At 68.1% G+C, this 20,381-nt stretch carries 12 protein-coding genes, 1 pseudogene and 1 CRISPR repeat array; of the genes and pseudogenes, 9 read left to right on the plus strand and 4 right to left on the minus strand.

Annotated features, from left to right (window positions below; translation table 11 throughout):
* Positions 1-397: 397 nt before the first annotated feature.
* The 3 genes from AB0E91_RS22335 to adh all read left to right on the plus strand — a co-directional run bounded on the left by AB0E91_RS22335 (position 398) and on the right by adh (position 3,995).
* Entirely contained in the window at positions 398-1,000 is a 603-nt protein-coding gene (locus tag AB0E91_RS22335; protein ID WP_361784515.1) for an N-acetylmuramoyl-L-alanine amidase, read from the plus strand.
* A 79-nt stretch (positions 1,001-1,079) separates the two neighbouring features.
* Positions 1,080-2,414, plus strand: a complete 1,335-nt coding sequence (locus AB0E91_RS22340; RefSeq protein ID WP_361784518.1) for a GAF domain-containing protein — start codon at positions 1,080-1,082, stop codon at positions 2,412-2,414.
* Positions 2,415-2,471: 57 nt separating this feature from the next.
* Complete coding sequence (gene adh / locus AB0E91_RS22345; RefSeq protein ID WP_361784521.1) at positions 2,472-3,995, plus strand: aldehyde dehydrogenase; 1,524 nt, start codon at positions 2,472-2,474, stop codon at positions 3,993-3,995.
* 162 nt (positions 3,996-4,157) lie between these two features.
* Here adh and AB0E91_RS22350 read toward each other — a convergent pair whose 3' ends face one another.
* The 4 genes and pseudogenes from AB0E91_RS22350 to AB0E91_RS22365 form a co-directional block, all read right to left on the minus strand.
* Positions 4,158-4,859 (minus strand): hypothetical protein, encoded by a 702-nt coding sequence (locus AB0E91_RS22350; RefSeq protein ID WP_361784524.1) that lies wholly within the window; start codon positions 4,857-4,859, stop codon positions 4,158-4,160.
* A gap of 115 nt (positions 4,860-4,974) precedes the next feature.
* Positions 4,975-5,798 (minus strand): IS5 family transposase gene (locus AB0E91_RS22355; RefSeq protein ID WP_361784623.1). Its coding sequence is split into 2 segments (ribosomal slippage): positions 4,975-5,441 and positions 5,441-5,798, totalling 825 coding nucleotides; the frame shifts between segments, so codons are not numbered across the junction.
* 977 nt (positions 5,799-6,775) lie between these two features.
* Positions 6,776-7,205, minus strand: a pseudogene (locus tag AB0E91_RS22360) (PIN domain-containing protein).
* A complete protein-coding gene (locus AB0E91_RS22365) occupies positions 7,202-7,462 on the minus strand; it encodes a CopG family transcriptional regulator (protein ID WP_361784527.1) in 261 nt (86 codons plus the stop codon). The pseudogene AB0E91_RS22360 and the gene AB0E91_RS22365 overlap by 4 nt, the downstream one beginning before the upstream one ends.
* Before the next feature lie 844 nt (positions 7,463-8,306).
* Here AB0E91_RS22365 and AB0E91_RS22370 point away from each other — a divergent pair.
* From AB0E91_RS22370 to cas5e, 6 genes are all read left to right on the plus strand, one after another.
* A complete protein-coding gene (locus tag AB0E91_RS22370) occupies positions 8,307-10,334 on the plus strand; it encodes an ATP-dependent DNA helicase (protein ID WP_361784626.1) in 2,028 nt (675 codons plus the stop codon).
* Between the two features lie 767 nt (positions 10,335-11,101).
* Positions 11,102-12,044: a CRISPR direct-repeat array (repeat unit 28 nt; unit sequence GAGCAACCCCCGCGAGCGCGGGGACGAC).
* Positions 12,045-12,187: 143 nt separating this feature from the next.
* Positions 12,188-15,079, plus strand: coding sequence for a CRISPR-associated helicase Cas3' (cas3, locus tag AB0E91_RS22375; protein ID WP_361784530.1), 2,892 nt, complete (start codon positions 12,188-12,190; stop codon positions 15,077-15,079).
* A gap of 315 nt (positions 15,080-15,394) precedes the next feature.
* A complete protein-coding gene (gene casA / locus AB0E91_RS22380) occupies positions 15,395-17,074 on the plus strand; it encodes a type I-E CRISPR-associated protein Cse1/CasA (protein WP_361784533.1) in 1,680 nt (559 codons plus the stop codon).
* The gene (gene casB / locus AB0E91_RS22385; RefSeq protein WP_361784536.1) at positions 17,071-18,267 is read left to right on the plus strand and encodes a type I-E CRISPR-associated protein Cse2/CasB; all 1,197 of its coding nucleotides are present in this window, start codon (positions 17,071-17,073) and stop codon (positions 18,265-18,267) included. The genes casA and casB overlap by 4 nt, the downstream gene beginning before the upstream one ends.
* A gap of 150 nt (positions 18,268-18,417) precedes the next feature.
* Positions 18,418-19,602 (plus strand): type I-E CRISPR-associated protein Cas7/Cse4/CasC, encoded by a 1,185-nt coding sequence (cas7e, locus tag AB0E91_RS22390; RefSeq protein ID WP_361784539.1) that lies wholly within the window; start codon positions 18,418-18,420, stop codon positions 19,600-19,602.
* Positions 19,599-20,378, plus strand: a complete 780-nt coding sequence (gene cas5e / locus AB0E91_RS22395; protein ID WP_361784542.1) for a type I-E CRISPR-associated protein Cas5/CasD — start codon at positions 19,599-19,601, stop codon at positions 20,376-20,378. Before cas7e ends, cas5e begins: the two co-directional genes overlap by 4 nt.
* Positions 20,379-20,381 lie beyond the last annotated feature (3 nt).

Here is a 20,381-nt window from a genome sequence, read left to right on the forward strand (position 1 = left end):
AACCCTGTCCACGGAAACGTCGCATGGTCTTCTGCCCAACTCCCCCTCGTCGTACCGTGATTCACACGAGGCGCGACCGCCGGACCAGCCCGGCGTGCCCCACCCCGTACCAAGAACGCACATGCAGGGCATCGAGGAACGACACGCGTCGGGGAACACACCTACTCCGGTGAGCCGGACGCATGCCGGTGGGCAACCCGGGAGGCCCAATCCCCTCGACGGCCGCGCGTGGCACTGAACTGCTCGCACGCAGTGGGGATACACACGTGAGAGCCGTTCGCGGGTGCGGCGTCACCGGCGGGCGGCCGTGTCCTCGGAATGCGATCCGGCACCGGCTCCGACGGTCGACCGCCGATCGGCTGTGCCCAACTTCCCACCCTCGGAAAGGCATCGGACGATGGAAAAGAAGCGGGCCCTTCACCACCTGACCCGACGCGGCCTCCTGAAGGGTGCGGCACTCGCCGCCGCCCCCTACGCACTGCTGTCAGGCCCCCAGGCGAGCGCACAGCCCTCCTTGGACTATCCCGACGGGGAGTGGTACCCGGCGAGCAGCGCCAACTACACCGTTTCCAGCCGTCCTTCCGCCTACACGATCGACCGTGTGATCATCCACGTCACCCAGGAGACCTACATCCGCGCGCTGAACATCTTCAGCAACCCGGAGAAACAGGTGTCCGCGCACTACGTCGTCCGCTCGGCGGACGGTCATGTCACCCAGTGCGTCCGTGAGGCCGACGTCGCCTGGCACGCGGGCAACTGGGACTACAACACCCGCAGCATCGGCATCGAGCATGAGGGCTGGGTGGACCAGCCCTCCTATTTCACGAACGCGCTCTACGAGCAGTCCGCGCTGCTGACGGCGACGATCTGCGCCAAGTACGGCATCCCGAGAGACAGGGAGCACATCATCGGCCACTACCAAGTGCCCGGCACCGATCACACCGACCCGGGGGTGAACTGGGACTGGGTCCGCTACATCAGACTGGTCAATTTCGCCTAGTCCCGTGTCATGGCGGTTGTCCGCGTCGACACCGCGCGTGACGATGACCCCAGCTGTTCCACCGTCCGGGGAGGACGAGTTGACCGATCAGTGGGTGGCCCTGGAGCCGGGAGCCGACCCGGCCGAGCGGGTCCGGACGCTGCGTCAGGCGCACGAGAAGTTCACCATGGCGGGCACGGTGCCGCAGCGGGTGCGGTCGGTGGTCGCGGAGTCGTGGCGGCGCAGCGCGCGGGCGGGTGTGCGGGTCGACGGGACGGCGAGCGTGGAGCTGACCGACGGCGACCTGGGCGTCTATCGCGCCGAGCATCCACTGGCCCGGGTGATGCCGTTGTTCAGAGAGCTCATGGGCACGTTCGCCGCCGACGGCGAGCATCTGCTGGCGGTGTGCGACGCGCACGGCAGACTCATGTGGGTCGAGGGGCATCCGGCGACACGGCGCCAGGCGGACCGGATGAATTTCGTGCCGGGTGCGCGCTGGTCGGAGACCGCCGTCGGGACCAACGCGCCCGGCACCGCCGTGGCCGTGGACCGGCCGGTCCAGGTCTTCTCGGCCGAGCACTTCATACGGCGCGTGCAGCCATGGACGTGCGCGGCCGCGCCGGTGCACGATCCGCGCACCGGGCGGGTCCTGGGTGCCGTCGACATCACCGGCGGGGACCGGCTGGCGCATCCGCACAGCCTGGGCTTCGTGCAGGCGGTGGCACGGGCGGCCGAATCGCACCTGGCCCTCCTCGCCCCGCCCCGCAAGGCCGAGGACGCGCCATTCCTGAGCGCGCTGGGCCGTGACGAGGCGCAGCTCCGCCTGGGCGACGGGCAGCGGATCGGGCTCAGCCGACGACACAGCGAGATCCTCGTGCTGCTGTCCCGTCACCCCGAGGGGATGACCGGCGACGAGCTGCTGTGCGCGCTGTACGCCGACGAGTCGGTGACGCCGGTGACGCTGCGCGCCGAACTGGCCCGACTGCGCCGACTGCTGAAACCCGGGCTCCTGGCCTCACGCCCGTACCGGCTGACGGCACCGGTGGAGTCCGATGTCGCCGTGGTGGAACGCAGGCTGGAGGCGGGTGCGCTCACTACGGCGTGCAGGGCCTACCGGGGTCCGCTGCTGCCGGGTTCACAGGCGCCCGCGGTCGTACGGCTCCGACGACGGCTCACCGCCGCCCTGCGGACGGCGCTTATCACGCACGGCGATCCGGATCTGCTCGCCGACTGGGCGCACGCTCCGTGGGGCGAGGCCGATCTGCTGGTGTGGCGAGCGCTGGCGGCGGTCCGGCCGACGGCTCCCGTCCGAGCGCGGCTCGCGGCGCTGGAGGCCGAACTGGCCGCTCCCGTGACCGCTGTCCGGCGGCCACCCGGAGCCCGCACACCCGCGCTGACCAGCAACGCAACATATTTGCAACGTCCGCCCGTCTAGTTTTCTCACCGAGAGCCGTCCAACGGCGGGCGGCACTTTACCGGGAGGCAGAGCAGCATGACCCGATATGCGACGCCGGGCTCCGAGGGCTCGATCGTCTCCTACCAGCCGCGTTACGACCACTTCATCGGCGGTGAGTACGTCCCGCCGGCGCGCGGCCAGTACTTCGACAACCCGTCGCCGGTCAACGGGCAGCCGTTCACCGAGATCGCGCGCGGCACTGCGGAGGACGTCGAGCGGGCGTTGGACGCGGCGCACGCGGCGGCGCCCGGCTGGGCCCGTACGTCGGTGACGGAGCGTTCGGACATCCTGCTGAAGATCGCCGACCGCATGGAGGCCAACCTCGAGGCGCTGGCGGTGGCCGAGACCTGGGAGAACGGCAAGCCGGTCCGCGAGACACTGGCCGCCGACATCCCGCTCGCCATCGACCACTTCCGGTACTTCGCGGGAGCGATCCGCGCGCAGGAGGGCTCGCTCGGCGAGATCGACGACGACACCGTGGCGTACCACTTCCACGAACCGCTCGGGGTGGTTGCCCAGATCATCCCGTGGAACTTCCCGATCCTGATGGCGACCTGGAAGCTCGCCCCGGCGCTCGCCGCGGGCAACGCGGTCGTCCTCAAGCCGGCCGAGCAGACCCCGGCGTCGATCCACTTCTGGATGAGCCTCGTCTCCGACCTGCTGCCGCCGGGTGTGCTGAACATCGTCAACGGCTTCGGGGTGGAGGCGGGCAAGCCGCTGGCTTCCAGCCTCCGGGTGGCGAAGGTGGCGTTCACCGGTGAGACCACGACCGGGCGGCTGATCATGCAGTACGCCTCGGAGAACATCAAGCCGGTCACCCTGGAGCTCGGCGGCAAGTCGCCCAACATCTTCTTCGACGACGTGTGGCTGCACGACGACGACTTCCGCGACAAGGCGCTCGAGGGCTTCACGATGTTCGCTCTCAACCAGGGCGAGGTCTGCACGTGCCCGTCCCGTGCGCTCGTCCAGCGTGGCCACTACGCCGAGTTCATCGAGGCCGCCGTCGCCCGCACCAAGCTCATCAAGCCCGGCCACCCCCTCGACACCGAGACGATGATCGGCGCCCAGGCGTCCAACGACCAGCTGGAGAAGATCCTCTCCTACCTGGACATCGGCCGCCAGGAAGGTGCCAAGGTGCTCACCGGCGGCGAACGCATCGAGTACGACGGGGAACTGAAGGGCGGTTACTACGTCCAGCCGACCATCTTCGAGGGCGACAACCGCATGCGGATCTTCCAGGAGGAGATCTTCGGCCCGGTCGTCTCGGTCACGTCGTTCGACGGCTTCGACGACGCCATGAAGCTCGCCAACGACACCCTCTACGGCCTCGGCGCCGGCGTCTGGACCCGCGACATCAACACCGCCTACCGCGCCGGCCGCACCATCCAGGCAGGCCGTGTCTGGACCAACTGCTACCACGCCTACCCGGCCCACGCCGCCTTCGGCGGCTACAAGCAGTCCGGCATCGGCCGCGAGACACACAAGATGATGCTGGAGCACTACCAGCAGACGAAGAATCTTCTGGTGTCGTACTCGCCGAAGAAGCTCGGCTTCTTCTAGGAGCACGAGCGAAGGCGCTTGACCTGGGCTTTTGCTCGTCAGGCGCCTTCCGCTCGCCCCTTTCAGGGCGAGACCCGATTTACACCTTGACTCCCAGTTAGTCCCACCGCTATCCCGTTCCTGACCAGTGTTTCCGGACCAGTCACGGACCAAAACCCCCGCTCACCCAGCAGGCGGCGCGCTTTGACTGACGCGATCCCACTCCTGCATGGACTGCTCGATGAGGCGGTTGGCCTGCTCCCGGACGCCGTCCAGGAACTTGGCGTAGTGGCGGAAGAGGACCTCGATGCTCTGGCCCGCGCGGCGAGCGCACTCTGCCGGGTCCACGCCGGAGTACAGCCAAAACGAGATGCCGGCATGCCGGAGGTCGTAGGGTCGCTTGGCCAGGCCGGAGGCGCGCTCCGTCCGGGTCAGGACGCACTCCCGCGCCCGCGCCCACTTTTTGCCGTACGCGGCAGGGTCCACGTAGTTGCCGACTTGGTTTCGGAACAGTCGGCCGTCCGGTGCCACGCCGAACCGTTCGATGTGGCACCGGAGGATGCGCACGAACTGCGGCGGGATGGGCACAGGCCGAGTAGCGGTAGCCGCACGGCGCTTGAGTGAGTGCACCTCGTGCACAGCGCCATCGTCCGTCCACTCCTTTCCCGCGGTGACGACGCCGCCCGACAGGTTGAGCATCCCCCACCCCATCTTGGGCAGGTGGCACTGATCGAGCCGAAGGTGAATCACCTCCGCTGGCCGCATAGCCGCGTAGTACATACAGCCGAAGAACGCCTCAAGGTGAGGGCCGCGCCCGCGCTGCTGGGCAACCGCCGCCAGCAGTCGGGCGACCTGGGCCGGATTGGGAACGGCAGCCGGATCCACCTCCTCGTTGACCGCCGGAGCGTTCCACTTGATCCCGTTAAGAGGATTATCAGCGAAGTAACCTTTTTCTACTGCGGTGTTGAGGACCTCGTTGAACGCGGCCCTCTTAGAGGTCCTAACAAAGGCGTTGGACGTGACGGTGGGTGATGAGGCAGGTAGCGAGGCCGAGGAAGGCTTCGTGGATGTCGTCGCGTCGTTCCCAGCGGATGCGGAGTCGGCGGAAGCCGTGGAGCCATGCGATGGTCCGTTCCACGACCCACCGGTGGATGCCGAGGCCGGAGCCGTGCGGAACGCCGCGGCGGGCGATCACGGGTTTGACGCCGGTTGCCCAGACCAGGCGGCGGTACTTGTCGTGGTCGTAGCCGCGGTCGGCCAGAAGCGTGTCGGGCCGCTGCCGTGGCCGGCCGACCAGACCGGTGACCGGCGGGATCTTCCGCAGCAGGGGCATCAGCTGAGTGACGTCGTTGCGGTTCCCGCCGGTCAACGACACCGCGAGCGGGATGCCCTGGCCGTCAACGATCAGATGGTGCTTGCTGCCCGACCGAGCTCGGTCGACCGGGCTGGGACCGCTTTTGGGCCCCGTCGCGCGGCCCTGACATGGGAGGAGTCGATCACCGCCCGCGACCAGTCCAGCTTCTTCGCGACCCGCAGCCTCTTCAGCAGCACCACGTGCAGCTGGTCCCAGACACCGGCCTCGTTCCACGCGGCCAGACGCCGCCAGCACGTCATCCCGGACCCGAAGCCCAACTCCTGGGGCAAGTACTCCCACTGGATCCCGGTGTGCAGAACGAACAGGATCCCGCACAGAGCCTGCCGGTCCGGCACCCGCGGACGGCCCTCCACCTGCTTCGGCGCCGGCTCGGGCAGCAACGGCTCGATCAACGACCACAGTTCATCCGACACGATCCACGGCCGCGACTGACGTTTCCCCACGGCCAGACCAACGACCACCCGAACCGAAAGTCACATGATCCACAACTTCTGTTAGGGCCTCTAAGTGCCGTCGTTCGGGCGGCCGTACCGAGCCCCAGAAAGCTGCTGCAGAGGCACGCGCGGCCGGGTACGAGCCCTTGGAGACGTACCCGGGGAAAGCCACCGACCAGTGGCGCTGCCGCTGCGGATGCGGCACCGACATCACGCTCACCCTGACCAGCATCCGCGGAGGCCATACCAGGTGCGGAACGTGCTCTCGCCACGCTACTCAACAAGCGCGCGTCTCGACGGAATGCGGCGCTCGGCAGGAGCGGCTGTTCTAGCATCCCGCAGTGGCGGTACCACTGACCAACTCAGAGAGGTGCACGTGGCGGGCGCCGCGTCACTGCAAGCGCGCGATATACTCCGGAGCCAGCGCCCGGATGGCTGCCTCTTGCATGTCGCCAGCAAGAGCCCGGACAACCATATCGACGCCCGGCGTGGCAGGTGCCCCAACAGTTCCTGAAGCAACTGGCGACCCTCGCTGGAGACCTCACCGACGCGCGTGCGTCCTTGGCCAGAAGAGCGAAGGACTCCGCGACCTGGGCCGGCGGAATCGTCCGCATGATGCGCACGATTCCAAGCACTCTTGCCTCATCGACTGAATCGGCAGGCCACCTGACCAGCCTCTCAGCCCGCCTGACGCCCTGTCAGAACGAGCGTCAAGATACCTCTGAGAGCGTCATTTCAGCGTCAAGATATCGCCCGTAATGCACATAGCGCACATCACGCGCACCCACTGAAACCGCAGGTCAGCGGCCCTTTTCAGTGGGCTCAAGGATCGCGACGCACTCCACGTGGTGGGTCATCGGGAAAACGTCGACCGGAACCGCATCCGGGAAACTGCAGGTCAGGTAGGGTTTCCCGCCCCACCAGGAAGTCCGCTAGGGCCACGAGCGTCACGACCGGCGGAATCCGACGACACGGTCAGGCGTCATCCGAAATCAGATCGGAAGGTCGTCGGGCAGCACCCGGAACGCCTTATGCCGACCCAATGGGCGCACGGCCCGGAAATCACGATGGTCGAGCGTGAGTACAGCGTCGGTGTCGTACTCAGCAGCAAGCGCCACGTTCACCGCGTCCGCAAGGTCCAGGTCGCGATAGCGAGCGCGCACCGACTGGGCGACACCCAGATGGTCTTCCGTGATCTCGGGCAGAGCGATACGGCCTCGACGCATCCAATGCCGGATGTCGTCGACCGCGCTGACCGCCGCTTCACGGCCGAGCTCCCGCGTGGCGACGTGGTCGATCTCCGCGAGGAGCAGCGGGGGCATCACCAGGAGCCATGATCACTTCGTTCGACGCCTGGCGCTCGGGATGGACGGAGTCGAGCGCCGCAAGCAGCCCGGAGGTGTCCGCGATGACGACAATCACGCAGCGGTCCCGGTACCGGTCTCGCGGCGCACCGCATCGGCGACAGCGTCACGCACGTCATGCTGATCGAGAGTGCGTCCCGCTCCCCGGAAGGTGCGGGAGAAGAGAGGCTCGTCCCATACACGGTTGGCCATGGCCGCGAGATGGATGCCCTGGCGGATGATCTCCGCCTCGCTGATGCCGCGCCGCTTCGCGGCCTCCTTGATGATCGCAAGGTCTTCCGGATCGGCGTAGACGTTGGTGCGCTTCATCGACATGTACCAAAAATGGCGTATGTACCACAATGATGTATGCCGATTGCGCCCGGGCGCTCCACGAACGATGCGTCCCGACCGGGCAGCAGACGGTCGTGTCCCGCGCCGTGGCGCAGGGGATCAAGTACTTGGCGTTCCGTTTCGCGGCCGACGGTGGTCGCCGCGAAGGGAGCAACCCGCGAGGCCCTCTGCCAAGGCGGGGCGGCCCCCTGTCCCGACATCGCCCCCTCTCGCCCTGGCGCGCGCCGCTGATCGCCTCGGCGTCCACCGCCCAACCGCGCTGAACGAACTGCGTGGACGCGGCATACCTGCCCGAGACATCCACGCCTCCCGTCGAAGCAGGCGGTGCTCGATGACCAGGCACGCAGCCATATGGGGCGCAGGGCGCGGTGCGACAGCTCACTGAAGTCAGGAAATCCACTCAATCGCAACCCCTCCCCGGAGTGAAATCCTTCAACTCGGAAATCCACCGAAGGCACAAAAATACTCGGTTCGCAAATCCAGCGGAGGCATATGGTTCGCTCGCTCGCAACGGTTTCGGGAGGGAAATTCTAAGATTGACAGCGTTGTGGGGGTTGCTTACAGTCTCGTCGTTCAAGCTCTCGCCGATTGATACTCGAAGGTGGCCATGACCGCGCCTCCAGCGTTGCCGCAGTCCAGGCAGCGGTTAGCCCTTACCTTGCTCATGGCGTGTTCGCTGCTGATTTGGCTGGACAACACCGTTCTCAGTATCACCCTGGAGACTTCCTGCAGGAGGCTTTGACCGTATGCCTCGAATCGAAGGAGTGCCTTGTTGTCGGAAATGAATGATCCCGCTGTGCGTGAGATTGAATCGGAGCAGGATTATGTGTCCTTCTTGTACGCGTTGCTCACCGAGCGGCTTTCCGAGGCGCGAGTGCACCGGGCGAGTGCACTGAAGGCCACGACGGACAGCGCCGCTGAGACATACGAGAGGGAAATCTCCGTCGAGCGTCTGACCAAGGAAATCGGCCGGCTGGAGAGCGCTGAAAAGGGGCTGGTCTTCGGGCGCATCGACTGGACGGATGGCACGGCCCTGCGTATCGGGCGGATCGGACTGCATACGGAGGAGGATGACCTGCCTCTGCTCGTGGACTGGCGCGCGAACGCGGCGCGGCCCTTCTACGAGGCGACACCGGTCCACCCGATGGACCTGCGGCGGCGCCGGCACCTGTGCCTCGAGGAGCGCACGGTCGTCTCGGTGAGCGACGAACTGCTGGACGGGGCCGCTCCGACCGATGAGGACGTCGTGGGGGACGGCCCGTTGACCGAGGCTCTGTCGGCACGGCGTACGGGCAGGATGCACGCGGCCGTCGCGACGCTGCAGGCTGAGCAGGACGAGATCGTCCGCTCCGCCCACCGCGGGGTGACCGTGGTGCAGGGCGGGCCCGGCACCGGGAAGACGGTGGTCGCTCTGCACCGGGCGGCCTATGTCCTGTACGCGTTCCCGCGTGCCACGGAGGAGGGTGTCCTGGTGGTGGGCCCGAACGCCCGGTTCCTCGACTACATCTCCCAGGTCCTTCCCTCGCTCGGAGAGAACGACGTCGTTCTGGCGACCTGCCGGGAACTGGCCGGAGTGTCCACGGACACGGTGGGCCCGTTCGGCACGGCGCGTCTCAAGGGAACGTCCGACCTCGCCGACGCCCTGGCCGGCCTGCTGCGCGTCCACCAAGCCCCCGCCGGTGACTTCACCGTGCGGGTCGGACAGGAACTGGTTCACCTTTCCGGCGAGGAAGTCGCCACGGCACGCGATACCGCCTTGGCAGCCGCATCCGGGCACAACCCCGCGCGCCAGGTGTTCAAAGAGCTCATGGTCGACGCCGTCACCGACGCGATGCACCGAGACATGGGCGACCTTCTGGAGCAGATCGACGCCGATACCGAAAGGATGACGGGCCTGAACCTCGACCGGTTCACGGGAGTCGCCCAGCGCCGTGACGAAGGTGCGGCCGACCCGGGGCCGGTCCACGAGCTGGACCTGGACGCCATCCGAGCCGATCTGCTCGACGACGCCGGCGTCGACCGAGCGGTCGAGGTGTTGTGGCCGCGGCTGGTACCCGGTGACCTCGTGAACGCGCTCCTGACGGACGCCGGCGCTCTCGCCGAGCGCCTGCCCCGCCTGACCGCGCAGGAGCGGACCCTTCTGCTGCGCGGTCCGGACGACCCGTGGACCGATGCCGATGTGCCGTTGCTGGACGAGGCGGCGAACCTGGTCGACGGCCCTCCTGAGCGGACGTACGGGCACGTCGTCGTCGACGAAGCGCAGGAACTGACCGCCATGCAGTGGCGGATGATCGTCCGCCGCTGCCCGGCAAGGGCGATGACGCTGGTGGGTGACTTCGCCCAGGCAGGACCGGTCGCGACAGCACGCGACTGGAAGGAAGCACTGGGCCCCCACGTCGGACCGCGGTTCAAACTGCACAACCTGACCGTCAGCTACCGCACCACGCAGGAGATTCTGGAGAGCGTCCGGGACCTGCTCACGCGGATCGCTCCGGACCAGAAGCCCACACGGTCACTGCGAAGCGGTGAGAGCCCTCGCACCGTGACCACACCTCCGGACGGGTTGGTCACCGCCGTCGTTCAGGAACTCCGCGCCCATCGCGCCGCGCACCCGGGCGAGCTTCTGGGAGTGATCTGCGCGGACAACAGGGTGAGCGAGCTGACGGCCCAGGGCATCGCTCACCACGCACGCATCGTGCCGGCGTCCGAAGCACGCGGCCTGGAATTCGACGGGGTCGTCGTCATGAACCCCGAGGAAATCATCACAGCCCGCCCCGGTGGGGAAAGGGACTTGTACGTAGCCCTGACCCGGGCCACCAAGCGCCTCTGCACCATCACCGTCCAGCCCGCCTGACGACTCGGCGCCCGCGTCGTCACCGCGGGCGCACCCGGCATCACGCGGCCTGGTCCGAGCCGACGACGTTCAGATCCCCTTCGCGCAGAAGGGTGAAGTCGACGTCGAGCTTCGGGTCGTACAAGTCGGGTTCGATGCCGAGTCCGCGCGTGCTGTACTCGCCGCCCGGACGCCCCGCGGATGTGCCTGGCCGCCTCGTACAGGCCCACGCTGATGCCCTTGACGAAGGTGGTGAGCACGTAGCGGCCGAGCGGGTCGTCAAGTTTCGGGTCGTTGCCCGAGGGCGGACCGAAGCGTCGCCCTGCTGCAGCGACGGCACGACGCGGGCACCCGGCAACCACGGGCCCCTATCAGCCGAGCCACACAACGACGTCGAACCCCGCCCGCCCCATGTGATGGGCTTTCAGAACGAGCGTCACACAAGCGTCAAGAACCTGCGGGACGTGCAGCCACGGCTTGCGCCGTCGTCGTCGGCCCCCGATGAAGCCGCAGGTCAGGTTCGTATAGCCGACCAGCCCAGCGCTTCACCTGTTGGACTGGCGGAAACAGGTGAAGCGGATGACGACCACTACAAAACCGCAGGTCAGCGGCCCTTTTCAGCGGGCTCAAGGATGGCGACGCATTCCACGTGGTGGGTCATCGGAAACATGTCGCTTTCAGCTCGGTGGGGAAAGGAGCAACCCTCACGCCCGCGGGGCTCCTTGCCATGGGCAATGGGGGTGCCCCCCCAAGGACCCACACTCGACCTGCTCCTGGCCCAGTACACCGAGCAATCCCCGCAGGCGCGGAGACGACGGATCTGGGAGACGCAGACGCAGGCGTCCTTGTGAGCAACCCCCGCGGGCGCGGGGACGACCCCATCAGGGCCTGGGCCAGCAGCCCCATGCCCGAGCAACCCCCGCGAGCGCGGGGACGACCGCCTGAACGAGGGCCCGCCGGTCGTCGACGGAGAGCAACCCCCGCGAGCGCGGGGACGACAGGATGGCCGCCAGGATGCTGACCGTGGTCGTCGAGCAACCCCCGCGAGCGCGGGGACGACCCGACTAAGGGGCTCTCGGGAAATACAGTGGGAGAGCAACCCCCGCGAGCGCGGGGACGACGGGGTCTGAGACGCCGGGAGAACTGACAAGAGCGAGCAACCCCCGCGAGCGCGGGGACGACCATCGTCGGCTTGCCGGAAACACGGTTGGTGAAGAGCAACCCCCGCGAGCGCGGGGACGACGCCTCTGTCGTGCACTCGTCGTCCAGGTACGCGGAGCAACCCCCGCGAGCGCGGGGACGACACCGAGGGCGTGACCACCTCGGCCGGGGCGAGCGAGCAACCCCCGCGAGCGCGGGGACGACAGCCGCGAGTTGCTCCTCCGGTGAGTCGTTCAAGAGCAACCCCCGCGAGCGCGGGGACGACCAGCTCCCCGGGCTCCGGCAGTACGACTGCACGGAGCAACCCCCGCGAGCGCGGGGACGACGCGCGGGTGCCGCAGGGTCCTCGGGCCTGGCGCGAGCAACCCCCGCGAGCGCGGGGACGACATGGGCACCTCGGCGATGCCGGGCGCGTCGTCCGAGCAACCCCCGCGAGCGCGGGGACGACCCACTTCGTACGCGCGAGCTGCTCGCGGCGCGCGAGCAACCCCCGCGAGCGCGGGGACGACTGGGCCACGGCTTCGGCGTGCTCCATCGCCGCCGAGCAACCCCCGCGAGCGCGGGGACGACACTTACTGAACTGCGGTGATGCTAGCAAGGCCGCCTGTTTTCCTTCACCTGCGTTCGAAGCTTCGAGGCGACTCCTCCTGGAGTGTCAGACCCGGCGTCTACGGTGCTGGGCAGTTCCGAACGGGTTTGAGTGGGGGCCAGTGATGGATGAGCGATCTCTTGTGGACCTGATGCGGTCGATGGGGGTTTCGGACGAGACCGTAGCGCAGGTTTCTCGGTTGTGGGGGAAGTCAGCAGCGCTCAATGGGGGACGAACGCATCTACTGCTGGGGCACCTATTGGACACGGCTGCGGTCGCGGGCCTGATGTGGGATGGGTATCTGTCGCCGTCGTTGCGGCGGCGTCTGGACGAGATCAGCGGCGGCCGGGGTCGGGCGTGGTTCATGTGGATATGCGGAATTCATGACTGCGGTAAGGCGTGTCCCGCCTTCCAGGGGTTGGATGAGGCAGAGGCCGCTCCCGTGCGCGCCGCCGAATTGACCTGGGGCAGGCTCCCGTCCGGGAAGAACAGGAAATGGCGGCATGATGTGGCTGGTGGCGCACTGCTGCGGGCCCAGATGCGTCGGGAGTGGGCTGATGACGAGGCGGCCGGCTGGGTGTGGCCATTGGTCGCGGGCCATCACGGCGCTTTTCCTTCTGCGAGCGTGCTGCGAGCGCCGCATCCGGATGCACTGGGGCGCGGAGCCGGGTGGGCCGAGGCCCAGCGGGCCGTAGTTGATGTGTTCACGCATGCCGTCGGCTTTGATGCTTTTGCCGAAGTGGAACCCGCTGCAGCGCTACGGAAAGCGGAGCAGTTGGCGTTGTCGGGGTTGATCGTGATGGCGGACTGGATCGCCAGCGACAGTACGTCTTTCCCCGGTCTGGCCGATGCGCGGGAGATCTCGCCTGCTGGCGCGGCGCGCCGGGCTGAACTGGCATGGAGCAAACTTGGGTTCACACCCGGGTGGGGGCATCTGGTGATGCCGAACCGTGTGCTTGCGCCATTGGAGGACCGTCTGGGGGTCTCACCACGTGCGTCACAGCGGGAGCTGGTGGAGCGGGCTTGGTCGATGCCGGTTCCGGGGTTGTTGGTGGCTGAGGCCCCGATGGGTGAGGGCAAGACCAAGGCGGCGTTCGCCGCGGCAGAGATTCTGGCCGCTCGTTTCGGCTTGAATGGCGTGTTCGTGGCGATGCCGACGCAGGCAACGAGCGATCCGATGTATGGGCAAGTGCTGGAGTGGGTCCGCTCGTTCGATCCGGCTCTGGAATCACAGGTGGCACTCCTGCATGGCAAACGAGGCTTCAACCGTCAGTGGGTGCAGATTTGGCGGGAGGGCCGACCGGATATGGCCGAGCAGCCCGACGGCTCGGTGTGGGACGACTTCGGAGCCATCGACGAGGACGACGACTTCGGCTGGCAACCCGGCGCCAAGGTGCAGGAGGACGCCGAGCGGGCGGGACCGCCAGTGTGGTTCCTGGGCAACAAGCGCGGGCTGTTGACGCCGTTCGCTGTGGGCACCGTCGATCACCTGCTGTACGCAGCGACGCGTACACGGCATGTGATGCTGCGGTTTGCGGGCCTGACTGGCAAGGTCGTGATCGTGGACGAGGTCCATGCGGCCGACGTCTATATGCGGCAGTTCCTGCTGGAGGCGTTGCGGTGGCTGGGACAGGCGGGCGTGCCGGTGGTGCTGTTGTCGGCCACGCTTCCGTCGGCGCAGCGGCAGGCGTTCGTCGATGCCTACCTGTCAGGTGTGCTGGGAAAGGCTGATACCGAGGAGCGAGTTCCGGCACCGGCCGGCTATCCCTGTGTGACGTCGGCGTTCGCCATGGACGACCGCCCGGTCGTGGAGAGTTCGCGCATGCCGACTCCGGCCTGGCGCAAGCCGGTGAACACGCGGATCGAATGGCTTGCGGACTCGGACAGGGAGGGCGCGGTCGTCGCGTCGGCAGCTCATGAAGCTGTCCGTGACGGTGGTGTCGTCTTGGTGGTCGTTAATCAGGTGGACCGCGCCCAGGCCATCTACAAGGCGTTGCGCGATTCAGGGTTCGCCGGGCAGCTTCACTTGCTGCACGGACGTCTCAGTACCGGTCACCGTGCGGAGCGGACCGAGCGGTGTCTGCGGCTGCTGGGGCCGGGGATCGGCGGTGATCGGCCGGAGCGGATGGTGGTCGTGGCCACGCAGCTCGCCGAGCAGTCCTTCGACGTCGATGCCGATCTGCTGATCACGGATCTCGCCCCGGTGGACCTACTGCTGCAGCGGATCGGCAGACTGCACCGGCACGCTGGCACCCGTCGGCCCGCGTCGCATTCGGCGCCGCGAGTCCTGGTGACCGGGGTGAGCCTCGGGCCCGACGGAGGACGCCCCCGGTTTCTACCAGCGTCCGAAAAGATCTACAGTCGATGGTCGTTGCTGCGGGCGGCTGCTCTGGTGGCAGAGGCCGCGGGCCCGCTCGATCCCGAAGTCGGGAATGAGCATGAGGCAACAGGAACGTGGTCCATCCCGACGGCAGTGCCGGACCTGGTGGCACGCGCGTACGGGGAGGCTCCCATCTGCCCGCAGGGTTGGGATGAGGAAACCGCGTTCCGCAACTGGCAAGCAAAGGAAGAGGAACGCCGCGCGAGTGCCCGGGAGTTTGTACTGACCCGGCCTCGCGAGTGGGGGACGACGACCCTGGAGGGTCTGCACTACGCGGGCAGCCGCATGACATCCGAGGAGGATCTCAATGCCGTTGTCCGCGACGGCGATAGCGGGGTCGAGGCCGTGGTGGTACGCCGTGGACCGACGGGCTTCACGGCACTGGACGGCACCCGGATCGGGATGCACGGCGAGGTTCTGGTCGATGACGTGGTCGAGCGGCTACTGGCCGGATCTGTCCGGCTTCCGGCCGCGCTTTCCAATGACGGCCGATCCCTGAAGCCGTTGTCCGGTTGGGCGGCGCACCCCTGGCTGCGCTACGCGCGCGCACTGGTCCTGGAGGACGGACACGCACAGCTCGGCAAGTCCCGACTCTCCTACCACCAGGAGCTCGGACTAGAGGAGGAGCGGGGATGACCAGAACGCCGTCTCGGGCCATGACCCCACCCCCGCGACGGCGGGGACTACGCGAAGTAACAAACAGGAACACCCCAGCCTCAGCCGGGACCAGATGCACCCCAAAGCGCGAGCCTACGCACCCCACCTCCTCCGCACAGACCCTTCAAGGAATCTCCATGAATCATTCAGATCTGCTTGCAAGTACCAAACCTTGCATGCAGGCTTGATCAAGCCGACAAGTGGCACCCAACCAGACTTTATGGCGTATGAGTTGCGTGCTTCCGCTTGTGATCTCCGGGGGGAGATCGGACGGCACACCAGGGGGGATAGATCATGGAACAGCATGAGGACGACCTGGTCCGGCAACGCTTGCTTTCCGCCGTCGGGCTGGAGGGCGAGCGTCTTGGCGTGGGCCTGCTGGACGCCCTGACCGGCTCGCACACGATCCGACGACTCGATCTGCCAGTACCGACGATGCTCCCCGCCGTGCTGCGGCAACTACTGCTGCCCATCGTGTGGGATGCGCTGGGGCTGCCGAGGTCGCGCGCCCAGTGGGCCGAACGGATGGCACGAGGAACCTTTAGCGACGCGGAGAAGGAGAAGATCTCCGACTATCTTGAGACGCGCTACGCGGATCGGTTCCGGATCTTCTCGGAACGGCCGTTCGCCCAGGTCGCGGGATTGACCGCGCTCAACGGGCGGACAAAGACATCGGCACTGCTCGTGCCGTCGACGGCGTCGGGGAACAACGTGCCGCTGTTCAGCGCGCTGAGCGAGGCCGACCACCTTGATCTCTCCCCCGCCCACGCCCTGCTGTGGCTGCTGCATGCCCAATGCTGGGACACAGCGGCGATCAAGACGGGCGCCGTGGGCGACGAGCAGGCGAAGAGCGGAAAAACAACCGGCAACCCGACCGGTCCTCTGGGGCAGCTCGGGGTGATCGTCCCGACCGGCAGCACCCTGTACGAGACGCTGCTGCTGAACACTCCGTACTGGCCCGACGGCCTGCCCGACAGCGACCGGCCGCAGTGGGCCTGGGACGAGCGTCCGGCCGTGTCGGGGGCGAAGTCACCGGCGACGCCCTCGTGGTCGGTGCGTCCCGCCACGGGGCTGCTCGACCTGTGTACATTCCAGTCACGCCGGATCCGGCTCGTCCCGACCCGGACGGAGCAGGGCGTGAGGGTGCGGCAAGTCGTCGTCTGCGGCGGTGACCGGCTCACCGCCGCGTCGGAGCACGAACTGCACACCGCCTGGAATCACACCGCCAAACCCAAGGCGGGACAGCCAGCACGCCGGCCCCGCCGCCACACCTCAGGGCGTGCGGCGTGGCAGGGCCTCGGGGCCTTGCTGTCCCTGTCGGTCCCGGTGGAGGGCGACGGCCCGTACACCTCCGTCCTGTTGCGTCAGATCAGCGACCTGCAGGCCGACGAGTGCCTGCCGGCGGGTTTCCCCCTTGGGGTGGAGACGTGCGGCCTGGAGTACGGCAACCAGTCCGCCGTGGTGGAGAACGCCATCGCCGACAGCCTGCCGCTGCCCGTCGCATCGCTCCTCGCAGACGACGACTGGATGCGCCGGGCTGTTCTGGAGTGCGTGGACCAGGCGGACCGGGTGGCGAAGGCGCTGGACTCCCTGCTCAGCGATCTGCGGCGCGCCGCCGGTGGGGCGCCCCTGCCCCGGGACAAGGGCGAACGGCCCTCGGCTCGGCTTCTGCACACCGTCGACGACCGTATGCGGCGTCTTTTGGCCGGGCTGCGGACCATCGGTGACGACTACGACATGCTGGAACAGGCGCAGCAAGCCTGGGAGATCACGCTGCACCGTGCGGCCCGCCAGGAGGCGGACGCGCTGATGGCCGCTGTTCCGCCGCGGGCCGTCATCGGACGGACCGAGAAGATCAACGGCAAGGAGGTCGTGTTCCGCAGTGGCAAGGCGGCCGGTGCCTTCTACGCCAGGCTCAACGAGATCCTCCCCCGCGTCAGCGAGACGGCAGCAGTGAGGGGAGACAACGCATGACCCACACACCCCTCGGGCCGGACACCCACCGCCGGCCCTACTACTGGGAAGAACTCGCCGCAGAGTGGTCCGGCCCCCGCAGAACGCCGCAAGGCGCCGGGGTACCGGCTCCGGCCTGGCACCTGCGTGCGCTGCGCGAGGGCTTGGGAGCCGAACCGGGCACCGTGGCGGGGATGCGTTACCTGCACCGGGTGGAGCTCACCGACGCCGCGCGCGGCAGCGACCGTCTGCCCCGCTCTTACCAGGCCGAACATGCGGCGCTCACGCTCTTCGGTCTCCACCAGCAAGGTGCGCCCCAACTCGTCCACCAGCCCGGACTGGGACTGGGCACGGTCTGCCGGGTCCTGCGCGCACACCAGAATGCCCAGACGTCGGCGCCTCCGCCACCCCGGGGAGAACGGTCGGCGGATGGTCCGGTGGCACGCCGGCTCACAGCCGCCGCAACGGCCGTGGACCTCGACGAACTGGTGCACCATGTCCGCGCGCTGATTCCTCTGCTGCGCCAGGCCGGAATCGGCCTGGACTACACGCGACTTCACCGTGACCTGTGCGACTGGCTCACCCCGCGCCACGGGCGGGTCCTGCGCGCCTGGGGGCTGCAGTTCACCGACCCCGCAGACGACAACGGGCAGAGCACCGCCGGTACGGAAAAAGTCCAGCCCGGCTTCTGGGACGGCTTCGATCCGGCTGACGCAGACGCGGGAGCCGTCCTGGCTGCCCTGCGCTCCGGGCTGGGCGAGGAAGCCGGCACCGTTCCGGTCGTGTGGGGCTTCTACCGCACCACGATGGGCAGCGACCTGCGAGTCCGCGGCGCCCTCACCCGGGACCTGATCGCCGAACACGCCGCGCTCTCGCTGTTCGGCCTCCACCAGCAGGGCCGCCAGCAGTCCGTGCACACGCCCGGCGTCAGCCCCGGCACTGCCTGTCGGCTCCTCCTCGCACGGGACCACGGCATCAGTCAGGCGGCTGTGGAGGAGCGGCTCGGCGTTCTGCTCACCTCTGTGGACATGGGGGAACTCGCGCACCATCTGCGCAGTCTGATGCCCCTTCTGCGCAAGGCAGAGATCGGTCTCGACTACGACCTGCTGCGCCGGGCTCTGCGCAATTGGGACGACCCGCAACGGTCCGACGTCCAGCCCAAGCTGCGCAGCAGCTGGGACCGCGACTTCCACCGCAAAGATCCCTCCGCCTGACACCGGCGCGACACCACCACACCGCATATCCGCTTGCCCCACCCGGCACAGCCTCGCTCCGGCACCGGCGTCCCTGATGCCCGGTGCGCTGGCCCGTGGCCTGCTGCCCCACCTGCCCTTGGGGCGCTCATCCTTCGAAGGAGCCGCACCATGACCGAGCCCACCCTCTTCGTCGAGGTCCACATCCTGCAGAGCCTCCCGCCGTCGAACATCAACCGCGACGACTCCGGCACGCCCAAGCAGGCCGTGTACGGCGGAGCCCGGCGTGCCCGGGTGTCGTCGCAGGCGTGGAAGCGCGCCACCCGGATCGAGTTCGCCAAGGGGGAGGCGCCCGCCGACCGAGCCACCCGCACCAAGCGGATCGCCGCCCTGCTGTCGCAGCGCCTGGCCGCACCGGCCGCCGACGGGGGTGCCGGGCTTGAGACGGCACAGGCGGACCGGTTGGCCGGTGCCCTGCTGGAGCCCTTGGGCATCAAGAAGTCCTCCAAGAAGGAAGAACAGTCCGCCTACCTGCTGTTCTTCGGCAAGCGCCAGCTCGACTCCCTCATTGCCCTCCTCGGCGACCGGGTCGCGGAACTCGCTGCCCTCGCCGACAAGGAGCTCGAGGCCGAGATCAAGCAGCTCGACGTCGTCTCCGCCCTGTCCACCGGACACCCGGCCGAAGTCGCCCTGTTCGGCCGCATGGTCGCCGACCTGAAGGAACTCAACGTCGACGCCGCCGTCCAGGTCGCCCACGCCCTGTCTACTCACGCCGTCAGGACCGAGTTCGACTACTACACGGCCGTCGACGACGAGAACACCGACGACACAGGCGCCGGGATGATCGGCACCGTGGAGTTCAACTCCTCCACCCTCTACCGCTACGCCGTCCTGGGCGTGCACCAGCTGCGCGACAACCTCACCTCCGCCGACGCCACCCGTGGGGCCGCCGTCCGGTTCGTCGACGCCTTCACCCGGTCCATGCCCACCGGCCACCAGAACACCTTCGCCCACCGCACCCTGCCGCAGCTGGTCCTGATCACCGTTCGCACCGACCAGCCGGTCAACCTCGTCTCCGCCTTCGAAGAGCCCGTCGCCGGCCAGCAGGGCCTGGCCGGCGACTCCGCCGTGGCCCTGGCCGAAGAGCTGCGGTCCGTCGCCGCCACCTGGGGCAACGCCCCCGTGCACAAGCTCGCCACCTACGCCCTGAATCCTGACAAGCTCGCGGCGAGCTTCGGCCCCTCCCTGCCCTTCCCGGCCCTGCTCGACGCGCTCGGCGAACTGGTCGACACCTGGCTCGACCAGGGCACCGTCCCCGCCCAGCGCACCAACACCGCGGAAGCCGCCAAGCGATGAACGACCGAGCCGTCCTCCTGCTGCGGCTGGCCGCCCCCCTGCAGTCCTGGGGCGGTCCCTCCCGCTACAACCGACGCGACACCCGCGCCCAGCCCACCAAGTCCGGCATCCTCGGTCTGCTCGCCGCGGCCCAGGGACGCCCGCGCGAAGCTGGGCTGACCGATCTGCTCGGCCTGCGCCTCGGCGTCCGCGTCGACCAGCCCGGCACGCTGCTGCGCGACTACCACACCGCCAGTGACCACCGCGGCCTGCTCCTGCCCTCCGCCGAGGTCGATGCCAAGGGCGTGCAGAAGCGGAACAGCGCGAAGAAGTACACGGGGGTCACCCAGCGCTCCTACCTGCAGGACGCGGTCTTCACCGCCGCCCTGCAAGGACCCGCCGCCCTACTCGAAGATCTCGAGGCGGCCGTGAGGAACCCCGTCTTCCCGCTGTCCCTGGGCCGCCGCTCCTGTCCCCCAACCGGCCCGGTCAGCCTCGGCCTGGTCCCGTCCACCGACCTGCCCTCCGCACTGCAAGAAGTGCCCTGGCAGGCATCCGCGCACCACCGCGCCCACATCCGCACACCGACCGTGACGCTCGAAGCCACTGTCGAAGACCCCACCGGCGACATCAGCATCTCCGACATCCCCGACACCTACGACCTCAAAGCCGGCACCGTCTTCAGCAACCGCACCGTCCGCCACCTGTGGATCACACTCCCCACCGGTCACAAGTCGAACGGCACCGCGGACGCCGCCGACCCCGGCCACGACCCCTTCGCACTCCTGGGCTGGTGACCC

Origin of the sequence: Streptomyces sp. NPDC026659, from assembly GCF_040638245.1 — a bacterium.
Taxonomy (GTDB): Bacteria; Actinomycetota; Actinomycetes; order Streptomycetales; family Streptomycetaceae; genus Streptomyces.